We start from the raw sequence: 21,357 nt of genomic DNA, 5'->3' as shown, positions 1-21,357 counted from the left end.
AGAGTCCGCTTTCCATGAGTGCAGCTTCCCAGAAGACACGCGTTCTCACCGGCATCACCACCACCGGCACGCCCCACCTGGGCAACTACGTCGGGGCCATCAAGCCCGCCATCGCCGCGAGCCAGGACCCCAGCGTACAGTCCTACTACTTCCTGGCCGATCTGCACGCACTGATCAAGTGCCAGGACCCCAAGCGCGTACAGGAATCGCGCCTGGAGATCGCCGCCACCTGGCTGGCGCTGGGGCTCGACACCGACAACGCCATCTTCTACCGCCAGTCGGATATTCCCGAGATTTCCGAACTGACCTGGATGCTCTCCTGCGTCTGCGCCAAGGGCCTGATGAACCGTGCCCACGCCTACAAGGCGGCGGTGGCCGAGAACGAGGCCGCCGGCAACCAGGACCCGGACAAGGGCATTACCATGGGGCTGTTCGGTTACCCGGTGCTGATGGCCGCCGACATCCTCATGTTCAACGCCAACAAGGTGCCGGTGGGCCGCGACCAGATCCAGCACATCGAGATGGCCCGCGACATGGGTGGGCGCTTCAACCACCTTTACAAGGGCGAGTTCTTTACCCTGCCGGAAGCGGTAGTGGACGACGAGGTGGCGGTGCTGGGCGGCCTCGATGGGCGCAAGATGTCCAAGAGCTACAACAACACCATCCCGCTGTTCGTCTCCGAGAAGAAGCTGCTCAAACTGGTGCGCAAGATCAAGACCAACTCTCTTGAACCCGGCGAGCCCAAGGATCCCGAGGGCTGCACCCTGTTTCAGATCTATTCCGCCTTCGCCTCTCGCGAGGAGCGCGAGGCGATGCGTGGCGAGTACGCCAACGGCATCGGCTGGGGCGAGGTCAAGAACCGCCTGTTCGAGCACCTCAACGAACAGCTGCGCGAGCCCCGCGAACGCTACGTGGCGCTGATGGAGGACCCGGGGCATATCGAGAGCGTGCTGCTGAAGGGGGCCGAACGTGCGCGCGCCGAGGCCGCGCCGTTCATGGACAGGTTGAGGCATGCCGTGGGACTGGGCCGCTTCGTCTGACCCGGACGCGACCCTGCAGGGCGCCTTCGGGCGCCCTGTGTCGTTTTGGAAGCTGGAAGCTGGAAGGGTGGCGGGCTTCGCCGGCAATATGCTCGGCGCGCGGCTGCGCCCGCTGTTCTTCGACCGTCCACCCGGCGACAGGACCCGGGCCAAGACCAGTTGAGTCGGGGCGCCACGATAGCGGAGGCGTGGTAAAGTTGGCGCCAAGGTGCCAGTAGAGTGCCTACGGCCGGATTCCAGTCACCGTATCGAGATCAGAGATGTCCACCGAAACCAAACGCCCCCTCTACATTCCCTACGCTGGTCCTTCGCTGCTCGAGATGCCGCTGCTCAACAAGGGCAGTGCCTTTTCTCGCGAGGAGCGGCTCGAGTTCAACCTGATCGGTCTGCTGCCGCAGAATGTGGAATCCATCGAGGAGCAGGCGGAACGGGCCTACCGCCAGTATCAGCAGTGCCACAGCGACCTGGAACGACACATCCACTTGCGGGCGATCCAGGACGACAACGAGACGCTCTACTACCACATGGTAATGGAGCATCTCGAGGAGATGCTGCCGATCATCTACACCCCTACGGTGGGGCAGGCCTGCGAGGAATTCTCCAACATCTACCGCAGCCACCGCGGCCTGTTCGTCAGCTATCCGGACCGTGAGCGCATTGACGACATCCTGCGCAGCGCCACCAAGGACAGGGTCAAGGTGATCGTGGTGACCGATGGCGAGCGTATCCTCGGCCTCGGCGACCAGGGCATCGGCGGCATGGGCATTCCCATCGGCAAGCTGGCGCTCTACACCGCCTGCGGCGGCATCAGCCCCGCCTATACGCTGCCGATCACCCTCGATGTGGGCACCAACAATCAAATCCTGCTCGACGACCCCATGTACATGGGCTGGCGGCACCCGCGTATCTCCCAGGAGGAGTATGATGCCTTCCTCGAAGACTTCATCGCCGCGGTGAAGCGCCGCTGGCCGAACGTGCTGCTGCAGTTCGAGGACTTTGCTCAGGCCAACGCCGTGCCCCTGCTGGAGCGCTACCGCGACCGGCTGTGTTGCTTCAACGACGACGTGCAGGGCACCGCGGCGGTCGCCGTGGGCACCCTGATGGCGGCCTGCCAGGCGCGTGACGAGACCATTGCCGACCAGCGCGTGGTATTCGTCGGCGCCGGCTCCGCCGGCTGCGGTATCGCCGAGCAGGTGGTGGTGGCGATGCAGGCCGAGGGGCTCTCCGAGAAGGAGGCGCGCCGCCGGGTCTTCATGGTCGACCGCGATGGACTGGTCACTTCCGACCAGGAGTGGCTGCGCGATTTTCAGCGCCGCCTGGCGCATGAACCGGAACTCGTCAAGGGCTGGGCCAACCAGTCGCTGCTCGAAGTGGCGCGACATATCAAGCCCACGGTACTGATCGGCGTCTCGGGCCAGCCGGGACTGTTCTCCGAGGACGTGATCCGTACCATGCATGCTGGTTGCGAGCGGCCAGTGATCATGCCGCTCTCCAACCCCACCTCACGCGTCGAGGCCACACCCGCGGACGTGATCGAGTGGACCGACGGCCAGGCACTGGTGGCGACCGGTAGCCCGTTCCCGCCGGTGGTGCACGATGGCAAGACCTACCCCATCGCCCAGTGCAACAACGCTTACATCTTCCCCGGGATCGGCCTCGGCGTGGTCGCCAGCGGCGCCAAGAGAATCACCGACTCGATGCTGATGACCGCTTCCCGTGCGCTGGCCCGCGAAGCGCCACTGGTGAAGGAGGGTGAGGGAGCGCTGCTGCCGCAGCTGTCGCAGATCCGCGAACTCTCCAGGGCGATCGCCTTCGAGGTCGCCGCCCAGGCGCAGCAGGAAGGGGTGGCGTTGCGCACCGACGGCATCAAGCTGCGCGAAGCCATCGAGCGCAGCAGCTGGACGCCGGAATATCGTCGCTATCGGCGCCGTGCGTTCTGATTGTGGACTGATGCATTACTGCGCTCGACGACCTACAGGGATGTGGGAAGTGCGTTGGATGAATCAGAAGCACTATGCCATGCAATGACAAAGGCCCTGCCGGTTTCCCCGGCAGGGCCTTTCACTTGAGCGCGCTAGGAGGGCTTATGCCGCGCCGATCATTCGCCGCAACACGTAATGGAGGATACCGCCGTGACGGTAATACTCCAGCTCGTTGGCGGTGTCGATGCGGCACAGCGCCTCGAGCTTCTTCTCGCCCTTGTCGCTTTTCACCGTGACCGTGACCTTGCCGCCGGGGGTGAGGTCGGCCAGGCCCGCGATGGAAATGGTTTCGTCGCCGGTCAGGCCAAGCGTCTTGCGGCTTTCTCCCTCGGGGAACTGCAGCGGCACCACGCCCATGCCGATCAGGTTGGAGCGGTGGATGCGCTCGTAGGACTCGGCGATGACGGCGCGCACACCGAGCAGGCGCGTGCCCTTGGCCGCCCAGTCGCGTGACGAGCCGGTGCCGTACTCCTTGCCGGCCACCACCACCAGCGGCGTGCCCTTCTCCTGATACCGCATGGCAGCGTCGTAGATCGCCATCTGCTCGCCCGAGGGCACGTGGCGGGTCTCGCCGCCGACCACGCCGTCGAGCATCTCGTTTCTGATGCGCACATTGGCGAAGGTGCCGCGCATCATCACCTCGTGGTTGCCGCGGCGCGAGCCGTAGGAGTTGAAGTCCACCGGCTTGATGCCGCGCTCCTGCAAATAGCGCCCGGCGGGGCTGTCGGGCTTGATCGAGCCGGCCGGCGAGATGTGGTCGGTGGTCACCGAGTCGCCGAGCAGGGCAAGGATATGGGCATCCTCGACATCCTCGATCGGCTCCGGGTCGCGGCCCATGCCCTCGAAGAAGGGCGGGTGCTGGATGTAGGTGGAGGAGGGCGACCACTCGTAGACCTTGCTCTGCGGCACCTGCAGTGCCTTCCAGGTCTCGTCGCCCTCGAATACCTCGGCATACTCCTTGCGGTACATCTCGGTCTTGACCTTTTCCACCGCGCTGGCGATATCGGCCTGTGAGGGCCAGATGTCCTGCAGATAGACCGGATTGCCGTCCCGGTCCTCGCCCAGCGGCTCACGTGTGAGGTCAAGGCGCACATTGCCGGCCAGCGCATAGGCCACCACCAGCGGCGGCGAGGCGAGCCAGTTGGTCTTCACCAGCGGGTGGATGCGGCCCTCGAAGTTGCGGTTGCCCGAGAGTACCGAGGCCACGGTGAGGTCGCCATCCTCGACCGCCTTCTCGATGGGCGGCGGCAGCGGACCGGAGTTGCCGATGCAGGTGGTGCAGCCGTAGCCCACCAGGTTGAAGCCCAGGGCGTCGAGGTCGTCGTTGACACCGCCGGCCTTGAGATAGTCGGTCACCACCTTGGAGCCAGGGGCCAGCGAGGTCTTGACCCAAGGCTTGGTCTTGAGCCCCCTGGCCAGCGCATTGCGAGCCAACAGGCCGGCGGCCATCATGACGCTGGGGTTGGAGGTATTGGTGCAGGAGGTGATGGCAGCGATCACCACGGCACCGGGATGGAGCAAGAACTGCTCGCCGTCCATCTCGACGTTCTGGCTGTCATGGTGCTCGTAGCTTTCCTTCACATCCACAGCGGTCTGGCCGCCCTCGGAAAGGAAGCGTCCCTTCTCCTCGCTGGACAGGCCATTGTCGCTTTTCTCGCCCTCTATCAGCTTCTCGAAGGTGGCCTTCATGTCCTTCAGTGCAACGCGATCCTGGGGCCGCTTGGGGCCGGCCAGGCTGGCTTCGACATCGCCCAGGTCGAGGTGCAGGGTGTCGCTGAAGATCGGTTCGTCGCCGGGCTCACGCCATAGCCCCTGGACCTTGCTGTACGACTCCACCAGGGCGATCTGGGCATCTTCACGACCGGTCAGGCGCAGGTAGGTGAGGGTCTCGTCGTCGACCGGGAAGAAGCCACAGGTGGCGCCGTATTCAGGGGCCATGTTGGCGATGGTGGCGCGATCGGCCAGCGGCAGGTCGGCCAGGCCGTCGCCGTAGAATTCGACGAACTTGCCCACCACGCCGCGGCTGCGCAGCATCTGGGTCACCGTCAGCACCAGGTCGGTGGCGGTGATGCCTTCCCGGAGCTTGCCGGTGAGCTTGAAGCCCACCACCTCGGGAATCAGCATCGACACCGGCTGGCCCAGCATGGCGGCCTCGGCCTCGATGCCGCCGACGCCCCAGCCGAGTACGCCTAGGCCGTTGATCATGGTGGTGTGGGAGTCGGTGCCCACCAGGGTGTCGGGGTAGGCGTAGACCTTGCCATCCTGCTCCTTGCTCCACACCGTCTTGCCCAGATACTCGAGGTTGACCTGGTGGCAGATGCCGGTACCCGGCGGCACCACGCGGAAATTGTCGAAGGCGTCCTGGCCCCAGCGCAGGAATTCGTAGCGCTCGCGGTTGCGCTCCATCTCGATGGCGACGTTGTCCTTGAAGGCGGTGGGGTTGCCGAACTTGTCGACCATCACCGAGTGGTCGATGACGAGATCCACCGGTGAGAGGGGGTTGATGCGCGACGGATCCTCGCCGAGCTTTGCTACCGCAGCACGCATCGAGGCCAGGTCCACCACGCCGGGAACGCCGGTGAAGTCCTGCATCAGCACCCGCGCCGGGCGATAGCCGATCTCGCGGCTGGAGCGCCCATCCTGCTGCCAGTCGACCAGCGCCTGCACGTCCTCGCGCGCAACGCTGGGATCGCCGGCGAAGCGCAACTGGTTTTCCAGCAGGATTTTCAGCGTCTTCGGCAGCCGGTCGATGTTGCCCAGGGTATCGGCTGCCCGCGGCAGACTGTAGTAGTGGTAGGTGGTGTCACCGGCGACTAGTGTCTGCAGCGTATCCGGCATCTGGTCACGGCTCATGAAGGCCTCCTGTCACGGTAGTGAACGGTCCTTTTCTTCGACCTCATTCTTAACACATGGTCATGATAGGCCCCCCTTTCAAGCACTGCCCAGGGTTTCTATGCTGAACGAGAACCCGTTGCGTGGCGCTGCCGTCCGTAGGGGAAGGGAGGAGCGCCGGGAGTTTCGTCATGCACGAAGAGCAACTCGACAGTCATTCGGTCCACTGTCCTTACTGCAGCATGCCTTTCGACCTGCTGGTGGATGTCTCCCAGGGCAGCCACGAGACCTGGGAGGATTGTCCCTACTGCTGCGCACCCATCCAGTTGCGGGTCGAGGTGTCGCCGGCCACCGGCGAGCTGGTAACGCTGATGCTGGGGCGCGACGATGAAGTGCTGTGAAGAAAGGCATCCGAGGCTGGTACAATGGTGCCATCCATTGCCCCGGTCGACTGCGACGAGCATGACCGGGGCGAGACACGACAAGCCTCATCCCGTTTTCGAGCTGCGAGGATCTCTTCATGAGCGAAGCGCGTCACGAACGCCTGATCATTCTGGGCTCAGGCCCGGCCGGCTATACCGCCGCCGTCTACGCGGCACGTGCCAATCTCAAGCCGGTACTGATCACTGGCATCCAGGCCGGCGGCCAACTGACCACTACCACCGACGTGGACAACTGGCCCGGCGACGACGCCGGGGTGCAGGGGCCGGAACTGATGGAGCGCATGAAGCGGCACGCCGAGCGCTTCGATACCGAAGTGCTGTTCGACCACATCCATGAGGTCGATCTGCGTAATCGCCCCTTCACTCTCAAGGGCGACAGCGGCAGCTACACCTGCGATGCGCTGATCATCGCCACCGGCGCCAGTGCGCGCTACCTGGGCCTGCCTTCCGAACAGCAGTTCATGGGCCAGGGGGTATCGGCCTGCGCCACCTGCGACGGTTTCTTCTATCGCAACAAGGAGGTCGTGGTGGTGGGTGGCGGCAACACCGCCGTGGAGGAAGCGCTCTATCTCTCCAACATCGCCTCCAAGGTGACCCTGGTGCACCGCCGCGACACCCTGCGCGCCGAGAAGATCCTGCAGGACAAGCTGCGTGAGAAGGCAGAGAGCGGCAACGTGGTGCTCGAATGGAACCACGTACTCGAGGAAGTGCTGGGCGATGCCAGCGGCGTCACCGGCGTGCGTATTCGTTCCGTCGTCGACGACGGCGTAAAGGAGCTCGAGGTGCCCGGCGTGTTCATCGCCATCGGCCACAGCCCCAACACCGGTATCTTCGAAGGCCAACTGGAGATGCATGACGGCTATATCAAGGTAAAGTCCGGCCTCGAGGGCAACGCCACCGCCACCAGCGTGCCGGGCGTGTTCGCCGCCGGCGACGTGATGGATCACGTCTACCGCCAGGCGGTGACCTCCGCCGGCACCGGCTGCATGGCGGCATTGGATGCGGAGCGCTACCTCGACGATCTCGTCTAATTGTTTCCTCGTCCCGGGGGGCTGTGGCGCTTAGCGGGAGTCGAGCGCCGCCGGGGGGCAGGGTGTAGCGGAGGTCTTTTGCCATGGATGGCAAAAGTAGCGCCCAAGGATGGGTTCACAGCGCCTCCGCGTAACCCTGGCGCCGGTTAAGGCGCGAGCTAGCCTCAGGAGCGGCACGGCGCGGCCTGTCACTATCGATACCCATCAATAGTGCGGCGGTACCTCGTCCTGCGGGCTGGGTGCCGCCATCTCCGAATCCTGCAGCGCTCGCTGCTGGTCGCGCAGCTTTTCCTGCATCAAGGCATTGATCCGTTCGAGCTGGGCCAGGCGCCGTTCCTGGCTGGCGACGGCTTCGTCCAGCGTATCCAGCCAGTGCTCCTGGTAGGCAATTCGGCTCTCCAGGGCTTCGAGCCGGGTGGCGAGCGCCTGGGAAAGGCTCATGCTAGAATCGTCGCGCTGCGTGTCGCTGTTCATCGTGACACCTTCATTGGGCGATAGGACCTCGGGTCGTGTCGTCATCAGACATCATGTTTCGCCAATTCCACATAACAAGTGAGCAATACGGATCCATGAATCGCAAGGTTATCTTTCGCTGTTCGTTGATCAGCCTGCTGCTGGCGCTGCCAGCGCCGCTGCTGATCGCTCTGTCACTGGCCTTGGCCGACGTCGGCTTGCCCCAGCAGCTCCTGACCCTGCTGGAGCCTGACGGCTTCGTGGTGGGCTATTTCACCGTGGCGCTTGCCGTCTTCTTGCTGCTGCTCGTCGCTACCCTGACGGTGCATGCCTTCAGCCCCAGGCTGGCCGTGCTGGCCGACGTCGAGAACGATGACCGCGAGATCGGTGAGGTCAAGTGGTTCAACGTCAACAAGGGCTACGGCTTCATCAAGCGCGAGAGCGGTGAGGACGTGTTCGTGCATTTTCGCGCCATTCGCGGCCGCGGGCATCGTACTCTCGCCGAGGGGCAGAAGGTTCGCTATCACGTGATCGAGAACGAGAGGGGGTTGCAGGCCGACGACGTCACTGTAATCACTTGAACGAAGCGCCTGCGCTTCCAACGACATCGCCCCGCTTCGGCGGGGCGATGTCGTTTCGGTCACTGACCCGAGTCGGGCCAGTCGATGGCGCCTTCGCTGCCGTCGGGCAGTACCTGCCAGAAGCGGTCGGGTTCGTCGCCCGGTTGCCAGCCGCCCAGCGAACAGCGCACCTCGCAGCCGAGCCGAGTGGCGGCATCACGAGCGCAATCGCAGTCGCGCGGCCAAGGGGAGTGGGGGCTGTCGAGCCACAGGCTGGCGAAGCCGTCGGCTGCTTTCTCCACCAGCAGCACCGGAACCTCGTGCCCCGCATGATGACCGCGAGTCTGCCATTTGCCGCGCCCTGCGCCGCGCAGCGGGGCGGCATCCAGCGTCTCGCCCAGCCAGGCATCGATCGCGGGAAGCGGCGCCTGGCGCAGGTAGATCTCGATGTCCGGATAGCGCATGTTGCTGTCGTGCTGATGTGGCATGGTGAACTCTCTCGGCGCGGTCAGGGCTGGGCGGTGCCGTTGACGAAAAGCTTGGCCAGGATCGCTTCATAGATCAGGCTCAGGTCGTCGAGGTCGGCGGCGCGAACGTGCTCGTTGGTCTGGTGTATGGTGGCGTTGCGCGGCCCCAGCTCCACTACCTGGCTACCCAGCGTGGCAATGAAGCGCCCATCCGAGGTGCCGCCGCTGGTCGAGAGCTGAGGACGACGGCCGAGCACCGTTTCCACACCGTGCAGGGCGGCATCCACCAACTCGCCCTCGGCGGTGAGGAACGGTTCGCCGTTGAGCGTCCAGTCGAGCTGGTACTCGAGCCCATGGGCATCGAGGATCGCCTCGGTGCGCTCGCGCAGTTGCTCATGGGTCACCTCGGTGGAGAAGCGGAAATTGAACACCACTTCCACGTCGCCGGGGATGACATTGGTGGCACCGGTGCCGGCGCGGATGTTGGAGATCTGAAAGCTGGTCGCGGGGAAGAAGTCGTTGCCGCCATCCCAGTGCTCGCTTATCAGGGCATCGAGCGCCGGCATCGCCTGGTGAATGGGGTTGCGTGCCAGGTGCGGGTAGGCCACATGGCCCTGGATGCCCTTGACATGCAGCACGCCGCCCAGCGAGCCGCGGCGACCGTTCTTGATCACGTCGCCGAGCATGTCGGTGGAGGAGGGCTCGCCGACAATGCAATAGTCGAGGCGTTCGTGGCGCTCGCGCAAGTGCTCGACCACGGCCCGGGTGCCGTCCACCGCAGGGCCTTCCTCGTCGGAGGTGATGAGGAAGGCGATGCGGCCGTGATGGTCGGGATGGGCGGTGACGAAGCGCTCCACGGCAGTGACCATCGCCGCCAGGCTGCCCTTCATGTCGGCCGCGCCACGGCCCCGCAGCATGCCCTCGTCATCGATACAGGGCTCGAAGGGGGGCGTGTCCCAGTGCAGGTGAGGACCGCTTGGCACGACGTCGGTGTGACCCGCGAAGGCCAGTACCGGGCCGTGATGGCCGTGTGTCGCCCAGAAGTTTTCCACGTCGCCGAAGGGCAGACTCTCGATGTGAAAGCCGAGCTGCTCCAGACGCTCGATCATCAACGCCTGGCAGCCCAGGTCGTCGGGGGTGACCGAAGGGCGGCGGATCAGCTCCATGGCGAGCTGCAGGGTCGGGGAGAGCCCCTGTGGCTCAGTTGTGGGCATGCAGGGCCTCGTTGAGCGCAATGGCGCTCTTGTTGGTCAGGCACTCGATGCGTCCGCTCTGCGAATTGCGACGCAGCAGGAGATCGCTCTGGCCGGCCAGCTCGCGGGCCGCCACGACCTTGACCTCCTGGCCCTGGTCGTCGAGCAGGGCCACCTTGGCCCCGGCGGTGATGTAGAGCCCGGCCTCGACGGTGCAGCGGTCGCCCAGCGGAATACCGATGCCAGCGTTGGCGCCGATCAGACAGCCTTCACCGACCTTGATGATGATGTTGCCACCACCGGAGAGGGTACCCATGGTGGAGCAGCCGCCGCCCAGGTCGGAGCCCCTGCCCACCATCACGCCGGCGGAAATACGGCCCTCGACCATGCCGGGACCTTCGGTGCCGGCATTGAAGTTGACGAAGCCCTCGTGCATCACGGTGGTGCCTTCGCCGAGGTAGGCGCCCAGACGCACTCGGGCGGTGTCGGCGATACGCACGCCGCTCGGTACCACGTAGTCGGTCATCTTGGGGAACTTGTCGACGCAGTCCACCGACAGGGCGCGACCCTCCAGGCGCGCCTTGAGGCGACGGGCCGGCAGTTCCTCGATATCGATCGGGCCTTCGCTGGTCCAGGCCACGTTGCGCAGCAGGCCGAACATGCCGGTCAGGTCGACGCCGTGCGGCTTGACCAGGCGATGCGACAGCAGGTGCAACTTGAGATAGACCTCGGGTGCGCTCTGCGGCGCCAGGTCGTTCTCCAGGAAGGTGGCCACCAGCGGACGCTGGCTGGAGGCCAGGGCCTCGGCCAGCTCGGCCTGGGCGACATGGCCCGCCGCCTCGAGCGCCTCGGCGAGCTCGGCGCAGTGTTCTGGCAGGAAGCTGACGGCGCTGTTGCCGGCGGGGACGTCGAGCACCTTGCCGACGGCTTCCACAAGGCTGGCATCGGGCTTGAGCAGCGGTGCCGGATAGTAGATTTCCAGCCAGTCGCCCTGGGTGTTCTGGGTGCCGATTCCGAAGGCAAAACTCAACATGCGGTGTCCTCGCGTCTTGTAGGGAGTGGGCCTCAGCCCTTGAGATCGTCGTAGTCGCCGTCGCGATAGCCGACGCGTATCTCGTCGCCGGTATCGAGCATCGGTCGCTTGAGCAGTGTGGGGTTGGCCATGATCAGCGCACGGGCCTTGTTAGCGTCGATGTCCTGCTTGTCCTCCTCAGGGAGGTTGCGCCAGGTGGTGCTGCGCCGATTGATGGCTTCCAGAACCGGGACGCGCTCGAGGATATGCTCGAGCAACGCCGCGGAGAGGCCATCCTCGCGCAGGTCGTGGACCTGATAGGGTAGACCTCTCTCGTCCAGCGTCTTGCGCGCCTTGCGGCAGGTATCGCAGTTCTTGATCACGAACAGAGTTGCCATCATGAGCTCCTTTCGACGAAACGGCGAATGCGTTGCGCCGCCTCGAGCGTGGCAGCGACTTCGGCCACCAATGCCAGGCGTACCCGGCCACGCCCGGGATTGGCACCGCCGGCACTTTCGCGCCCCATGTAAGAGCCGGGCAGTACGCTGACGTGCTCCGCGGCGAACAAGGCTCGGGTGAAGGCCTCGTCGTCACCATCCGGCACTGCCGGCCATAGATAGAAACTGGCCTCGGGCGCAGGAAATTCAAGCACCGGGGCAAGAATCTCGGTCACGGCGGCAAATTTCTCGCGATAGGCGTCGCGGTTGGCGCGTACGTGGCTCTCATCGTTCCAGGCGGTGATCGAGGCGTGCTGCAGCGGCAACGACATGGCGCAGCCATGATAGGTGCGATAGCGCTTGAACGGCGCGATCAGCTCGGCGTCTCCCGCGACGAATCCCGAGCGTAGCCCGGGCAGGTTGGAGCGCTTGGAGAGCGAGTGGAACACCAGGCAGCGGCGATAGTCGTGGCGGCCGATGGCGGCACACGCCTCGAGCAGCCCCGGCGGTGGAGCGGCCTCGTCGAGGTAGAGCTCGGAGTAGCACTCATCGGAGGCGATGATGAAGTCATGCTCGTCGGCCAGCGCGATGAGCTTCTCGAACTCGGCCTGCGGCGTCACCGCTCCGGTGGGGTTGCCCGGCGAGCAGAGGAAGACGATCTGCACCTCGCGCCAGGTATCCGCCGGCACGGCGTCGAGGTCGGGTCGAAAGCCGTTCTCGGCCCGGCAGTCCAGGTAGAGCGGCTGACCTCCGGCGAGCAGGGTGGCGCCCTCGTAGATCTGATAGAAGGGATTGGGCACCGCCACCCGCGCCGGGCGGGTGCGATCCAGCGCCGCCTGAACGAAGGCGAAGATCGCCTCGCGGGTGCCGTTGACCGGCAGCACCTGGCGCTCGGCGTCGAGGCCCTCGAGCCCGAAGCGGCGGGTGGCCCAGCCGGCGATGGCCTGGCGCAGCTCGGGAATGCCGGCGGTGGCCGGGTAGCGAGCGAACGCCTGTTGGTGGACTTGCAGCGTCTCCAGGGCCGCGGCGAAGGGCGCATGCTGTGGCTCGCCGATGGTCAGGGGGATGTGCGCGAGCCCCTCGGGGGGCGCTACGCCGGCCTTCAGCGCGGCGAGTTTCTCGAAGGGGTAGGGCTTCAAGGCGTCGAGGTCGGGGTTCATCGGTGTCCAGCGCCATGGAGCGGCGTCTTTGTCGTGGCTGCGGGCAGACCGACGATTATAGGGAAGCCCCCGGCTCGCCTCAAACCCATACGTGGCAGGCGTCAGCCTGCCACGTCGAGCATTTCGATCAGCCGCTCGCGCAGGCGCTGCTGGCGCTCGGGGTCGGTCAGCGGCGCGCCGGCCTTGTCGGTAATGAAGAAGACGTCCTCGACGCGCTCCCCCAAGGTGGCGATCTTGGCCGCCGAGAGCGAAATGTCCTGCTCCATGAAGATGCGCCCGACCCGGGCCAGCAGGCCGGGGCGGTCGGGAGCGGTCAGCTCCAGCAGGGTGCGCTCGTTGGCCGGGTCCTGCTCGATGAGTACCTCGGTCGGTACCTTGAAATGGCGCAGCTGGCGCGGGGTGTGGCGAGTGACGATCTGCGGATAGTCATCGGGGTCGTCGAGCTCCTCCACCAGGTGTGCGCGGATCTCCTCGATGCGGGCGGGATCGCGGATGGCGCGGCCCTGGTCGTCGAGCACGATGAAGGTGTTCAGCGTCCAGTCGTTGCTCGAGGTGGCGATGCGGGCATCGTGGATCGAAAGCCCGAGCTGCTCCATGGCGGCGGCGGTGGCGGCGAACAGGTCGTCCACCGAGCGGGTGTGGATGAACACCTTGGTGCCGCCGTCGGTCATGTCGTCGGTGGGGGCGCTGATCAGGATCAGCGGCAGTGGCGATTCGCCGTGGGCCAGGATCCCCATGGTCTGCCAGGCGATCTCGCTGGGCGCGTACTGCAGGAAATACTCCTCGCCGAGCGATTCCCACAGGCGGTCGACCCGGCCGATGTCGGCGCCCACCGTGGCCAGCAGCGAGCGTGCCTCGCCGCGCGTCTCGCGCACCCACTCCTCGCGATCGAGCGGATTGTCCAGGCCGCGGCGCAGGGCGCGCTTGGTTTCGGCGTGCAGCTGGCGCAGCAGCGAGGCACGCCAGCCGTTCCACAGCGTCGGGTTGGTGGCGTTGATGTCGGCCACGGTCAGCACGTAGAGGTAGTCCAGGCGGGTCTCGTCCCCGACCAGGACGGCGAACTCGCGAATCACGTCGGGGTCCGTGATGTCGCGCTTCTGGGCCACCATCGACATGACCAGGTGGTTCTCCACCAGCCAGCTGACCAGCCGAGTGTCGCGGCTCGACAGGCCGTGGCGCTCGGCGAAGCGCTCCACGTCGCGGGCGCCGAGGAGCGAGTGATCGCCGCCACGGCCCTTGCCGATGTCGTGGTAGAGCCCCGCGGTCCACAGCAGCTCCAGCTTGGGCAACTGGTGGACCAGCGCCGCCGCCACCGGAAACTCGTTGCGCGCCTCGGGCTTGCGGAACTGGTGGATGAACTTGAGCAGGCGCAGGGTGTGCGCGTCGACGGTGTAGATATGGAACAGGTCGTGCTGCATCAGGCCGACCGCCTGGCCGAACTCCGGCAGGTACTTGCCCAGCACGCCGTAGCGGTTCATGCGCCTGAGCTGGCGCGCCACGTTACCGCTGGAGCGCAGCAGCGACATGAACAGGTGCTGATGCTGGGCGTCGTCGCGGTAGAGGTCGTCGATCAGATGGCGATGGTCGCGAATCAGGCGGATGGTGTCGGCACGCACGCCCTCGATCTCGGGATGCTCCGCCATCAGCAGGAACAGCTCGAGCAGCGCGTAAGGGTGGTCGCGGAAGACCGCTCGGTTGCGTGCCTTGATGTAGCCCCCCTCGATCTCGAAGCGTTCGTTGAGCGAAATCGTTTCCAGCCGTTCGCCGCCGCGCAGGATCGCTTCGTCGAAGTGCTGCAGCAGCATGTCATTGAGCCCGGCCAACGCCGTGACGTGCCGGTAGTAGCGCTTCATGAACTGCTCGACCGCGAGCCTCTCGGGGGTGTCGCGGAAGCCGAACAGCTCGGCAATGGTGCGCTGGTGGTCGAACAGCAGGCGATCCTCTGCGCGGCCGGTGAGCATGTGCAGGGCGTAGCGCACCTGCCACAGGAAGGCCTGGCCCTGGCTCAGGATGCGCAGTTCGGCATCGTTCATGAAGCCGTTGGCCACCAGGTCCTCGTAGCGCTGGCTGCCGAAGTGGCGCTTGGCCACCCAGCCGATCATCTGGATGTCGCGCAGTCCGCCCGGTGAGCTCTTGATATTGGGTTCGAGATGATACTCGGAGTTGTTGAAGCGGTGGTGGCGGGCGATCTGCTCCTGCCACTTGGCCTCGAAGAAGCGGTCCGACGGCCACATCCGCTCGGGGGCGATGCGTGCCTTCATCGCTTCGCGCAGCGATTCGGGCCCGGCCAGGGTGCGCGACTCCATCAGATTGGTGATGATGGTGATGTCGCCTTCGGCCTCGCGTTCGCAATCGGAGAGCGAACGCACGCTGTGGCCGATCTCCAGGCCGATGTCCCACAGCAGGGTGATGAAGGCGGTCAAGCCCTCGCGGTAGGGCGTGTCGTCGTCACTTTCCAGCAGCAGCATCAGATCGACGTCGGAGTGCGGGTGCAGCTCGCCGCGACCATAGCCGCCCACGGCGAGCAGCGCCACGCCATCGTCGGGCCAGTCGTGCAGCGACCAGGCCACGCCCAGCAACTGATCGAGGCTCCAGGCACGGCCGTGCACCAGGTCGCGGATGTCGGCGCCGGCATGGAAACGCTCGTCGAGCCGGCTCTGGATGTCGCGCAGCGCCGCCTTGAAGGGGGCGATGGGCGAGCGGGTACCGGCGAGTTCGCGCCGAAAGGTCTCGGCGTCGAACAGCGTCTCGTCGGGCACGAAGCGATAGTGGTGCAGGAGCATGTTGGCTCGACTCAGTGGTCGAGGAAGGAGAAGTCTTCCTCGTGGCGCGCCGTGAGCACCTCGACGCCGGTCTCGGTGACCAGCAGCGTGTGCTCCCATTGCGCGGACAGGCTCTTGTCCCGGGTCACGGCGGTCCAGCCGTCGCGCAGCACCTTGGTCTGGTGCCCGCCGACGTTGATCATCGGCTCGATGGTCAGACACATGCCGGCGGCCAGGGTCGCGTCGGCCTCAGGGGCGTAGCCGTCATAGTGCAGCACCTGCGGGTCCTCGTGGAAGGTGGCGCCGATGCCGTGGCCGCAGAAATCCCGCACCACCGAGTAGCCGTTGGCCTCGGCGTGGTTCTGAATGGCGCGGGCCAGTTCGGAGAGGCGCACGCCCGGGCGCACCAGGGCAATGCTCCGGTACAGGCACTCCTGAGTCACCCGGCAGAGCCTTTCGCCCTGGATGTTCTCGCCGACGATGTACATGGCGCTGGAGTCGCCGTGATAGCCGTCGGCGGTCTTCACGGTGACATCGATGTTCATGATGTCGCCCTTCTTGAGCTTCTTCGCCGGGTCGGGGATGCCGTGGCAGACCACATGGTTGAGCGAGGTGCAGATCGACTTGGGGAAGCCGTGATAATTGAGCGGTGCCGGCGTCGAGCCCAGCTCATCGACGATATAGTCGTGGCACAGGCGGTCCAGCTCGCCGGTGGACACGCCGGCCGTGACATGGGGCGCAATCATCTCCAGCACGCTGGCGGCCTGGCGGCCGGCCTCGCGCATCTTCTCGATCTCGTCGGGCGTCTTGATGGGTATGTTCATGGAATCTCGGTTCAGAGGGGTTGCAGCGCCGGCAACGTAGGCCAAGGACGGCGGGCGACTTCATCTCGTTGGCGAACTATGGTATAAAGCCGCGCGCTTTCCTGCAATCGTCGCCGCCCCGGCCTTGGCCCGGTCGGCTGACGAGGCGTGAGGGTGCTGGCGTCGAGCTGCGACACGTCACGGTTCGCGCCGTTAACTCAATAGCCTTGAAAACACACACGTACCGGCACATGGTCCCGGGTGCTGCCGCGGTCAATCCCGGCGGTCGGATCCATGGGGTACGTGGAGGCCTAACCCGATTTTCAGGAGTCATCCATGGCACACGTCAACATGCGCGACCTGCTCAAGGCAGGCGCACACTTCGGTCACCAGACCCGTTACTGGAACCCGAAGATGGGCAAGTTCATCTTCGGCGCTCGTAACAAGATCCATATCATCAACCTCGAGCACACCCTGCCGGCCCTCAACGAGGTGATCGGCGTGGTCGAGAAGATGGCCGCTTCCAACAACAAGATCCTGTTCGTCGGCACCAAGCGCAGCGCGAGCAAGATCATCAAGGAAGAGGCCAACCGGGTCGGTCAGCCGTTCGTCAACCACCGCTGGCTCGGCGGCATGCTGACCAACTACAAGACCATCCGTCAGTCGATCAAGCGTCTGCGCGACCTCGAGACCATGCGCGAGGACGGCACCTTCGAGAAGCTGACCAAGAAAGAGGTCCTGATGGCGACCCGCGAGCAGGACAAGCTCGAGCGTTCCATCGGCGGCATCAAGGAGATGGGCGGCCTGCCCGATGCGCTGTTCGTCATCGACGTGGATCACGAGCGTATCGCGATCAACGAGGCGAACAAGCTCGGTATCCCGGTCATCGGCGTGGTGGATACCAACTCCGACCCGGACGGCGTCGACTACGTGATTCCCGGCAACGATGACTCCATCCGTGCCATCCAGATCTACGTCAGGGCAATCGCCGACGCCTGCGCGCGGGCGAAGGAAGGCCGTCCCGACGAGTTCGTCGAGGTCACCGAGAGTGAAGGCGGCGACGCGGCTGCCGCTGCCGAGTAACGGCGAGTCGCCCGGGCCGGCGCTGCCGGCCCGGGTGGGCGGCCAACCAAGGCGGCCGCCCGCTACCGTTCCGCCGTGGCGGAGCGGGATTGAACCGGACCCAAGGGTCCGGCGCCCTTATTCCCAGGTCGAACCTAACCGGGTTCCACTATCAAGAGGTGAATACCATGGCAGCGATCAGCGCTTCCCAGGTCAAGGAACTGCGCGAGCGTACCGGGCTCGGCATGATGGAGTGCAAGAAGGCGCTCACCGAAGCGGATGGTGACATCGAAGTCGCCATCGAGAATCTGCGCAAGAGCTCTGGCCTCAAGGCCGCCAAGAAGGCCGGCCGTACCGCCGCCGAAGGCGCCGTGGTGACCCGCGTCGCCGAGGATGGCAGCTACGGCGTGGTGGTCGAGATCAATTCCGAGACCGACTTCGTCGCTCGTGACGACAACTTCAAGGCCTTTGCCGACAAGATCGCCGACGCCTTCTTCGCCGCCAAGAGCGAAGACGTCGCCGCCGTGATGGAAGGCGCCCTCGAGAGCGACCGCGAGCAGCTGGTACAGAAGATCGGCGAGAACATCGGCGTGCGTCGCTGTGCCGTCGTCGAGGCGCCGGAAGGCGGGCTGGTGGGCGAGTACGTCCACGGCGGACGTATCGGCGTGCTCACCTTGCTCAAGGGTGGCAACGCCGAGGTGGCCAAGGACATCGCCATGCACGTGGCCGCGATCAACCCGGCCGTGGCGCGCCCCGAGCACATGCCGCAGGAGCAGCTCGACAAGGAGAAGGCGATCATCCTGGCCCAGCCCGACATGGCCGGCAAGCCCGAGCAGATCGCCGAGAAGATGGTCGAGGGGCGCCTGAAGAAGTACCTGGCCGAGAACAGCCTGACCGAACAGCCCTTCGTCAAGGACCCGAACCAGACCGTCGCCGAGTTCGCCAAGGCCGCGGGTGGCGAGGTGATCGGCTTCACTCGCTTCGAAGTGGGCGAGGGCATCGAGAAGGAAGAGGTCGACTTCGCCAAGGAAGTCATGGAACAGGCTGGCCGTCGCTAAGGTCAGAGGTTCCAGCTCGAGGATGGCGTGCGCGCGAGCGCACGCCTTCTCGTATCCGGCCGCCGCGTCGGCTGTAGTAGAGTCGTTCCATCCCTTGCGCCCAGGAGAGTTGCCATGTCCACGCCCGATCACGTCGATCATCCCGCCAAGACCCGCAGCGAGAAGTCGAAGTACAAGCGCATCCTGCTCAAGCTCTCCGGCGAGGCGCTGATGGGCGAGCACGACTTCGGCATCGACCCCAAGGTGCTCGACCGCATGGCGCTGGAGATCGGGCAACTGGTCGGCATCGGCGTCCAGGTGGGTATCGTGGTCGGCGGCGGCAACCTGTTCCGTGGTGCCGCGCTCAACGCGGCAGGCATGGATCGGGTCACCGGTGACCATATGGGCATGCTGGCCACGGTGATGAATGCCCTGGCCATGCGCGACGCCCTGGAACGCTCCAATATCCGCTCGCGCGTGATGTCGGCCATCCCCATGAGCGGGGTGGTGGAGCACTACGACCGCCGCACCGCAATTCGCTACCTGACGTCGGGAGACGTGGTATTGTTCTCCGCCGGTACCGGCAACCCCTTCTTCACCACCGATTCCGCAGCCTGCCTGCGCGGCATCGAGATCGACGCCGACGTGGTGGTCAAGGCCACCAAGGTGGACGGGGTCTACGACAAGGACCCGGTGAAGCACGCCGATGCGGTCAAGTACGATCATCTGAGCTACGATAGTGCGCTCGATCAGAAGCTCGGCATCATGGATTTGACCGCTATCTGCCTGGTGCGGGACCATGACATGCCGGTCCGCGTCTTCAACATGAACAAGCCGGGCGCCCTGCTGAACCTGGTGATGGGCGGCAAGGAAGGCACGCTGATAGACAGAGGTTGAAATCGTGATCAATGACATCCAGAAAGATGCTGAAAGTCGCATGAAGAAGAGCCTCGAGGCGCTTCATGCCAACTTCAACAAGATCCGTACCGGGCGTGCTCACTCCAGCATCCTCGACTCGGTTACCGTGGATTACTACGGTAGTCAGGTGCCGCTCAACCAGGTCGCTTCGGTCAACGTGGAAGACGCTCGTACCCTCTCCGTGGTGCCCTGGGAGCAGAACCTGGTGCCCAAGATCGAGAAGGCGATCATGACCTCCGACCTGGGTCTCAATCCCGCGAGTGCCGGCAACGTGATTCGCGTGCCGATGCCGATGCTCACCGAGGAGACTCGCAAGGGTTACATCAAGCAGGCTCGCGCCGAAGCCGAGCATGCTCGTGTAGCGGTGCGCAACGTGCGTCGCGATGCCAATAGCGACCTCAAGGCGCTGCTCAAGGAGAAGGAGATCTCCGAGGACGAGCAGCACCGCGGCGAAGAAGCGATTCAGAAGCTGACCGACAAGTACATCGCCGAGATCGACAAGCAGCTCGAAGTGAAGGAACACGACCTGATGCAGGTCTGAGCAGCGCCGGGCGCCGGCCTGCGCGTTGCCGCCCGGTTTTTCCATCCCCATTGCGAGACATCATGACGTCAGCGCAGACTTCCGCATCGCAGATGCCACCGAAGCCCCCCGGCGACGACCTGCCGCGACACGTGGCGATCATCATGGATGGCAACAACCGCTGGGCACGTGCGCGTGGGCTTTCCGGCATTCGCGGTCATCGTGCCGGTGTCGAGGCCGTGCGCGCGGTGATTCGCCGTGCCGCCGAGCGGGGCATCCGCACCCTCACCCTGTTCGCCTTCTCCAGTGAAAACTGGCGCCGCCCCGAGGCCGAAGTCCGCGCGCTGATGGAGCTGTTTCTCATCGCGCTCAAGCGCGAGGTGAGAAAACTCCACGACAACGGTATCCGACTCTCGGTGATCGGCGACCGCAGCGCCTTTTCACCCTCGATTCAGAAATACATCGTACGGGCCGAAGAGCTCACCCGCGACAATGCCGGGCTGCATCTCGTCGTCGCCGCCAACTACGGCGGCCGCTGGGACATCGTCAACGCCGCCCGACACCTGGCCGAGCGGGTCGCAAACCGCGAACTCGAGCCCGATGCCATCGACGAGCACGCCTTCCAGAGAGGGCTGTGTCTGGGCGACGAGGCGCCGATCGACCTGTGCATTCGCACCAGCGGCGAGCAGCGCATCTCCAATTTCCTGCTGTGGCAGATGGCCTACGCCGAGCTCTATTTCACCCCGTTGCTGTGGCCGGACTTCGACGGTCAGGCCTTCGACATGGCGATCGACGATTTCTGCCGGCGGCAGCGTCGCTTCGGCATGACCGATGAACAGATCGAGGCGAAAGGTGCTTAGACAGCGGATCATTACTGCGGCGTGGCTGGCGCCGCTGATGCTGGCCGGCCTGTTCGGCCTTGACGGTGGCGCCTTCGCCGCCTTCACCGGTGTCATCGTGCTGCTGGCCGCCTGGGAGTGGTCCAACCTCGCCGGTGTGACCGAAACGAACCGGCGGCTGGCACTGGTGGCCGGCCTGGCGTTGCTGATGGGCGTGCTGTGGACATTGGGCGCGGCGCTGGCCATCTGGCCGCTGTGGCTGGCAGTGGCCGGCTGGCTCGTCAATCTCTACTGGGTCACTCGCTATCCGGCGAAGAGCGATCAATGGGGCTCGACCGCCGTGCGCCTGGCCATGGGGCTATGGGTACTGCTGCCGGCCTGGGTCGGCTTCAACTTGCTGCGCGACACCGGCGGTGTTTGGCTGCTCTACGTGCTGCTGCTGGTGTGGGGCGCCGATATCGGCGCCTACTTCTGCGGTCGCGCCTGGGGTCGGCGCAAGCTGGCGCCCGCGGTCAGTCCCGGCAAGTCCTGGGAGGGCGTCGTCGGGGGCCTGGCCGTGACGCTGATGCTGGCGCTGACGTTCGCCGTCTGGCAGGGAGTGGGGGTGCCGGGACTCGTGATCGTGACCGCGGTGGTCACCCTGGTCTCGGTGCTCGGCGACCTGCTGGAAAGCATGCTCAAGCGTTTTCGCGGCATCAAGGATTCCAGCAACCTGTTGCCCGGCCACGGTGGCGTGCTCGACCGCATCGACAGCCTGACGGCGGCGGTACCTCTGTTCGCGCTGCTCTCACACGGGATGTCGTGAC

General features: G+C 65.2%; 21 protein-coding genes. 12 read left to right on the top strand and 9 right to left on the bottom strand.

Going from position 1 to position 21,357, the window contains the following annotated elements; all coding sequences use genetic code 11:
* Positions 1–14 precede the first annotated feature (14 nt).
* The 3 genes from ACRWQA_RS19045 (at position 15) to ACRWQA_RS19035 (ending at position 2,980) form a co-directional block, all read left to right on the top strand.
* Positions 15–1,040 (top strand): tryptophan--tRNA ligase, encoded by a 1,026-nt coding sequence (locus tag ACRWQA_RS19045; protein WP_434231478.1) that lies wholly within the window; start codon positions 15–17, stop codon positions 1,038–1,040.
* Between the two features lie 37 nt (positions 1,041–1,077).
* Positions 1,078–1,203, top strand: a complete 126-nt coding sequence (locus ACRWQA_RS19040; RefSeq protein WP_446326213.1) for a hypothetical protein — start codon at positions 1,078–1,080, stop codon at positions 1,201–1,203.
* Positions 1,204–1,300: 97 nt separating this feature from the next.
* Entirely contained in the window at positions 1,301–2,980 is a 1,680-nt protein-coding gene (locus ACRWQA_RS19035) for an NAD-dependent malic enzyme (protein WP_434231476.1), read from the top strand.
* Positions 2,981–3,124: 144 nt separating this feature from the next.
* Here ACRWQA_RS19035 and acnA read toward each other — a convergent pair whose 3' ends face one another.
* On the bottom strand, positions 3,125–5,875 hold the full coding sequence (acnA, locus tag ACRWQA_RS19030; RefSeq protein ID WP_434231473.1) for an aconitate hydratase AcnA: 2,751 nt from the start codon (positions 5,873–5,875) through the stop codon (positions 3,125–3,127).
* A gap of 170 nt (positions 5,876–6,045) precedes the next feature.
* Between acnA and ACRWQA_RS19025 the strand changes: the two genes are divergently transcribed.
* Positions 6,046–6,255: a CPXCG motif-containing cysteine-rich protein gene (locus ACRWQA_RS19025; RefSeq protein WP_263582347.1), complete on the top strand. Its 210-nt coding sequence runs from the start codon at positions 6,046–6,048 to the stop codon at positions 6,253–6,255.
* Between the two features lie 119 nt (positions 6,256–6,374).
* On the top strand, positions 6,375–7,328 hold the full coding sequence (gene trxB, locus ACRWQA_RS19020; RefSeq protein WP_263582348.1) for a thioredoxin-disulfide reductase: 954 nt from the start codon (positions 6,375–6,377) through the stop codon (positions 7,326–7,328).
* Between the two features lie 204 nt (positions 7,329–7,532).
* On the opposite strand, the gene ACRWQA_RS19015 is transcribed toward trxB, so the two are convergent.
* Positions 7,533–7,769: a SlyX family protein gene (locus ACRWQA_RS19015; protein WP_167114127.1), complete on the bottom strand. Its 237-nt coding sequence runs from the start codon at positions 7,767–7,769 to the stop codon at positions 7,533–7,535.
* A gap of 128 nt (positions 7,770–7,897) precedes the next feature.
* On the opposite strand from ACRWQA_RS19015, the gene ACRWQA_RS19010 reads away from it, so the two are divergent.
* Positions 7,898–8,362: a cold-shock protein gene (locus tag ACRWQA_RS19010; protein ID WP_318153168.1), complete on the top strand. Its 465-nt coding sequence runs from the start codon at positions 7,898–7,900 to the stop codon at positions 8,360–8,362.
* Between the two features lie 59 nt (positions 8,363–8,421).
* On the opposite strand, the gene ACRWQA_RS19005 is transcribed toward ACRWQA_RS19010, so the two are convergent.
* The 7 genes from ACRWQA_RS19005 to map form a co-directional block, all read right to left on the bottom strand.
* On the bottom strand, positions 8,422–8,829 hold the full coding sequence (locus tag ACRWQA_RS19005) for a hypothetical protein (protein WP_263582350.1): 408 nt from the start codon (positions 8,827–8,829) through the stop codon (positions 8,422–8,424).
* Between the two features lie 20 nt (positions 8,830–8,849).
* Positions 8,850–10,022, bottom strand: a complete 1,173-nt coding sequence (gene dapE, locus ACRWQA_RS19000) for a succinyl-diaminopimelate desuccinylase (protein WP_434231468.1) — start codon at positions 10,020–10,022, stop codon at positions 8,850–8,852.
* Positions 10,009–11,034 carry a 2,3,4,5-tetrahydropyridine-2,6-dicarboxylate N-succinyltransferase gene (dapD, locus tag ACRWQA_RS18995; protein ID WP_263582352.1) on the bottom strand — a complete coding sequence of 342 codons (1,026 nt, stop codon included), beginning with the start codon at positions 11,032–11,034 and terminating at the stop codon, positions 10,009–10,011. The genes dapE and dapD overlap by 14 nt, the downstream gene beginning before the upstream one ends.
* A 32-nt stretch (positions 11,035–11,066) precedes the next feature.
* Complete coding sequence (locus tag ACRWQA_RS18990) at positions 11,067–11,411, bottom strand: Spx/MgsR family RNA polymerase-binding regulatory protein (RefSeq protein ID WP_263582353.1); 345 nt, start codon at positions 11,409–11,411, stop codon at positions 11,067–11,069.
* Positions 11,411–12,610 carry a succinyldiaminopimelate transaminase gene (dapC, locus tag ACRWQA_RS18985; protein ID WP_434231463.1) on the bottom strand — a complete coding sequence of 400 codons (1,200 nt, stop codon included), beginning with the start codon at positions 12,608–12,610 and terminating at the stop codon, positions 11,411–11,413. Before dapC ends, ACRWQA_RS18990 begins: the two co-directional genes overlap by 1 nt.
* 101 nt (positions 12,611–12,711) lie before the next feature.
* Positions 12,712–15,393, bottom strand: a complete 2,682-nt coding sequence (locus ACRWQA_RS18980; protein ID WP_263582355.1) for a [protein-PII] uridylyltransferase — start codon at positions 15,391–15,393, stop codon at positions 12,712–12,714.
* An 11-nt stretch (positions 15,394–15,404) separates the two neighbouring features.
* Positions 15,405–16,196: a type I methionyl aminopeptidase gene (map, locus tag ACRWQA_RS18975; RefSeq protein WP_434231460.1), complete on the bottom strand. Its 792-nt coding sequence runs from the start codon at positions 16,194–16,196 to the stop codon at positions 15,405–15,407.
* Between the two features lie 315 nt (positions 16,197–16,511).
* On the opposite strand from map, the gene rpsB reads away from it, so the two are divergent.
* From rpsB to ACRWQA_RS18945, 6 genes are all read left to right on the top strand, one after another.
* A complete protein-coding gene (gene rpsB / locus ACRWQA_RS18970) occupies positions 16,512–17,258 on the top strand; it encodes a 30S ribosomal protein S2 (protein ID WP_263582357.1) in 747 nt (248 codons plus the stop codon).
* Between the two features lie 167 nt (positions 17,259–17,425).
* Entirely contained in the window at positions 17,426–18,295 is an 870-nt protein-coding gene (gene tsf / locus ACRWQA_RS18965; RefSeq protein WP_434231457.1) for a translation elongation factor Ts, read from the top strand.
* A gap of 114 nt (positions 18,296–18,409) precedes the next feature.
* Positions 18,410–19,171 carry a UMP kinase gene (pyrH, locus tag ACRWQA_RS18960; RefSeq protein WP_263582359.1) on the top strand — a complete coding sequence of 254 codons (762 nt, stop codon included), beginning with the start codon at positions 18,410–18,412 and terminating at the stop codon, positions 19,169–19,171.
* Positions 19,172–19,175: 4 nt separating this feature from the next.
* Entirely contained in the window at positions 19,176–19,733 is a 558-nt protein-coding gene (gene frr, locus ACRWQA_RS18955) for a ribosome recycling factor (RefSeq protein WP_434231453.1), read from the top strand.
* A gap of 62 nt (positions 19,734–19,795) precedes the next feature.
* Positions 19,796–20,572, top strand: coding sequence for a polyprenyl diphosphate synthase (gene uppS / locus ACRWQA_RS18950; RefSeq protein WP_412031189.1), 777 nt, complete (start codon positions 19,796–19,798; stop codon positions 20,570–20,572).
* Complete coding sequence (locus tag ACRWQA_RS18945; RefSeq protein WP_263582361.1) at positions 20,565–21,356, top strand: phosphatidate cytidylyltransferase; 792 nt, start codon at positions 20,565–20,567, stop codon at positions 21,354–21,356. Before uppS ends, ACRWQA_RS18945 begins: the two co-directional genes overlap by 8 nt.
* The last annotated feature ends 1 nt before the right edge of the window (position 21,357 follow it).

The organism is Billgrantia sp. C5P2, from assembly GCF_051062895.2.
The sequence above is the reverse complement of the archived record's forward strand: the minus strand, read 5'-3'. Positions and strand labels throughout refer to the sequence as shown.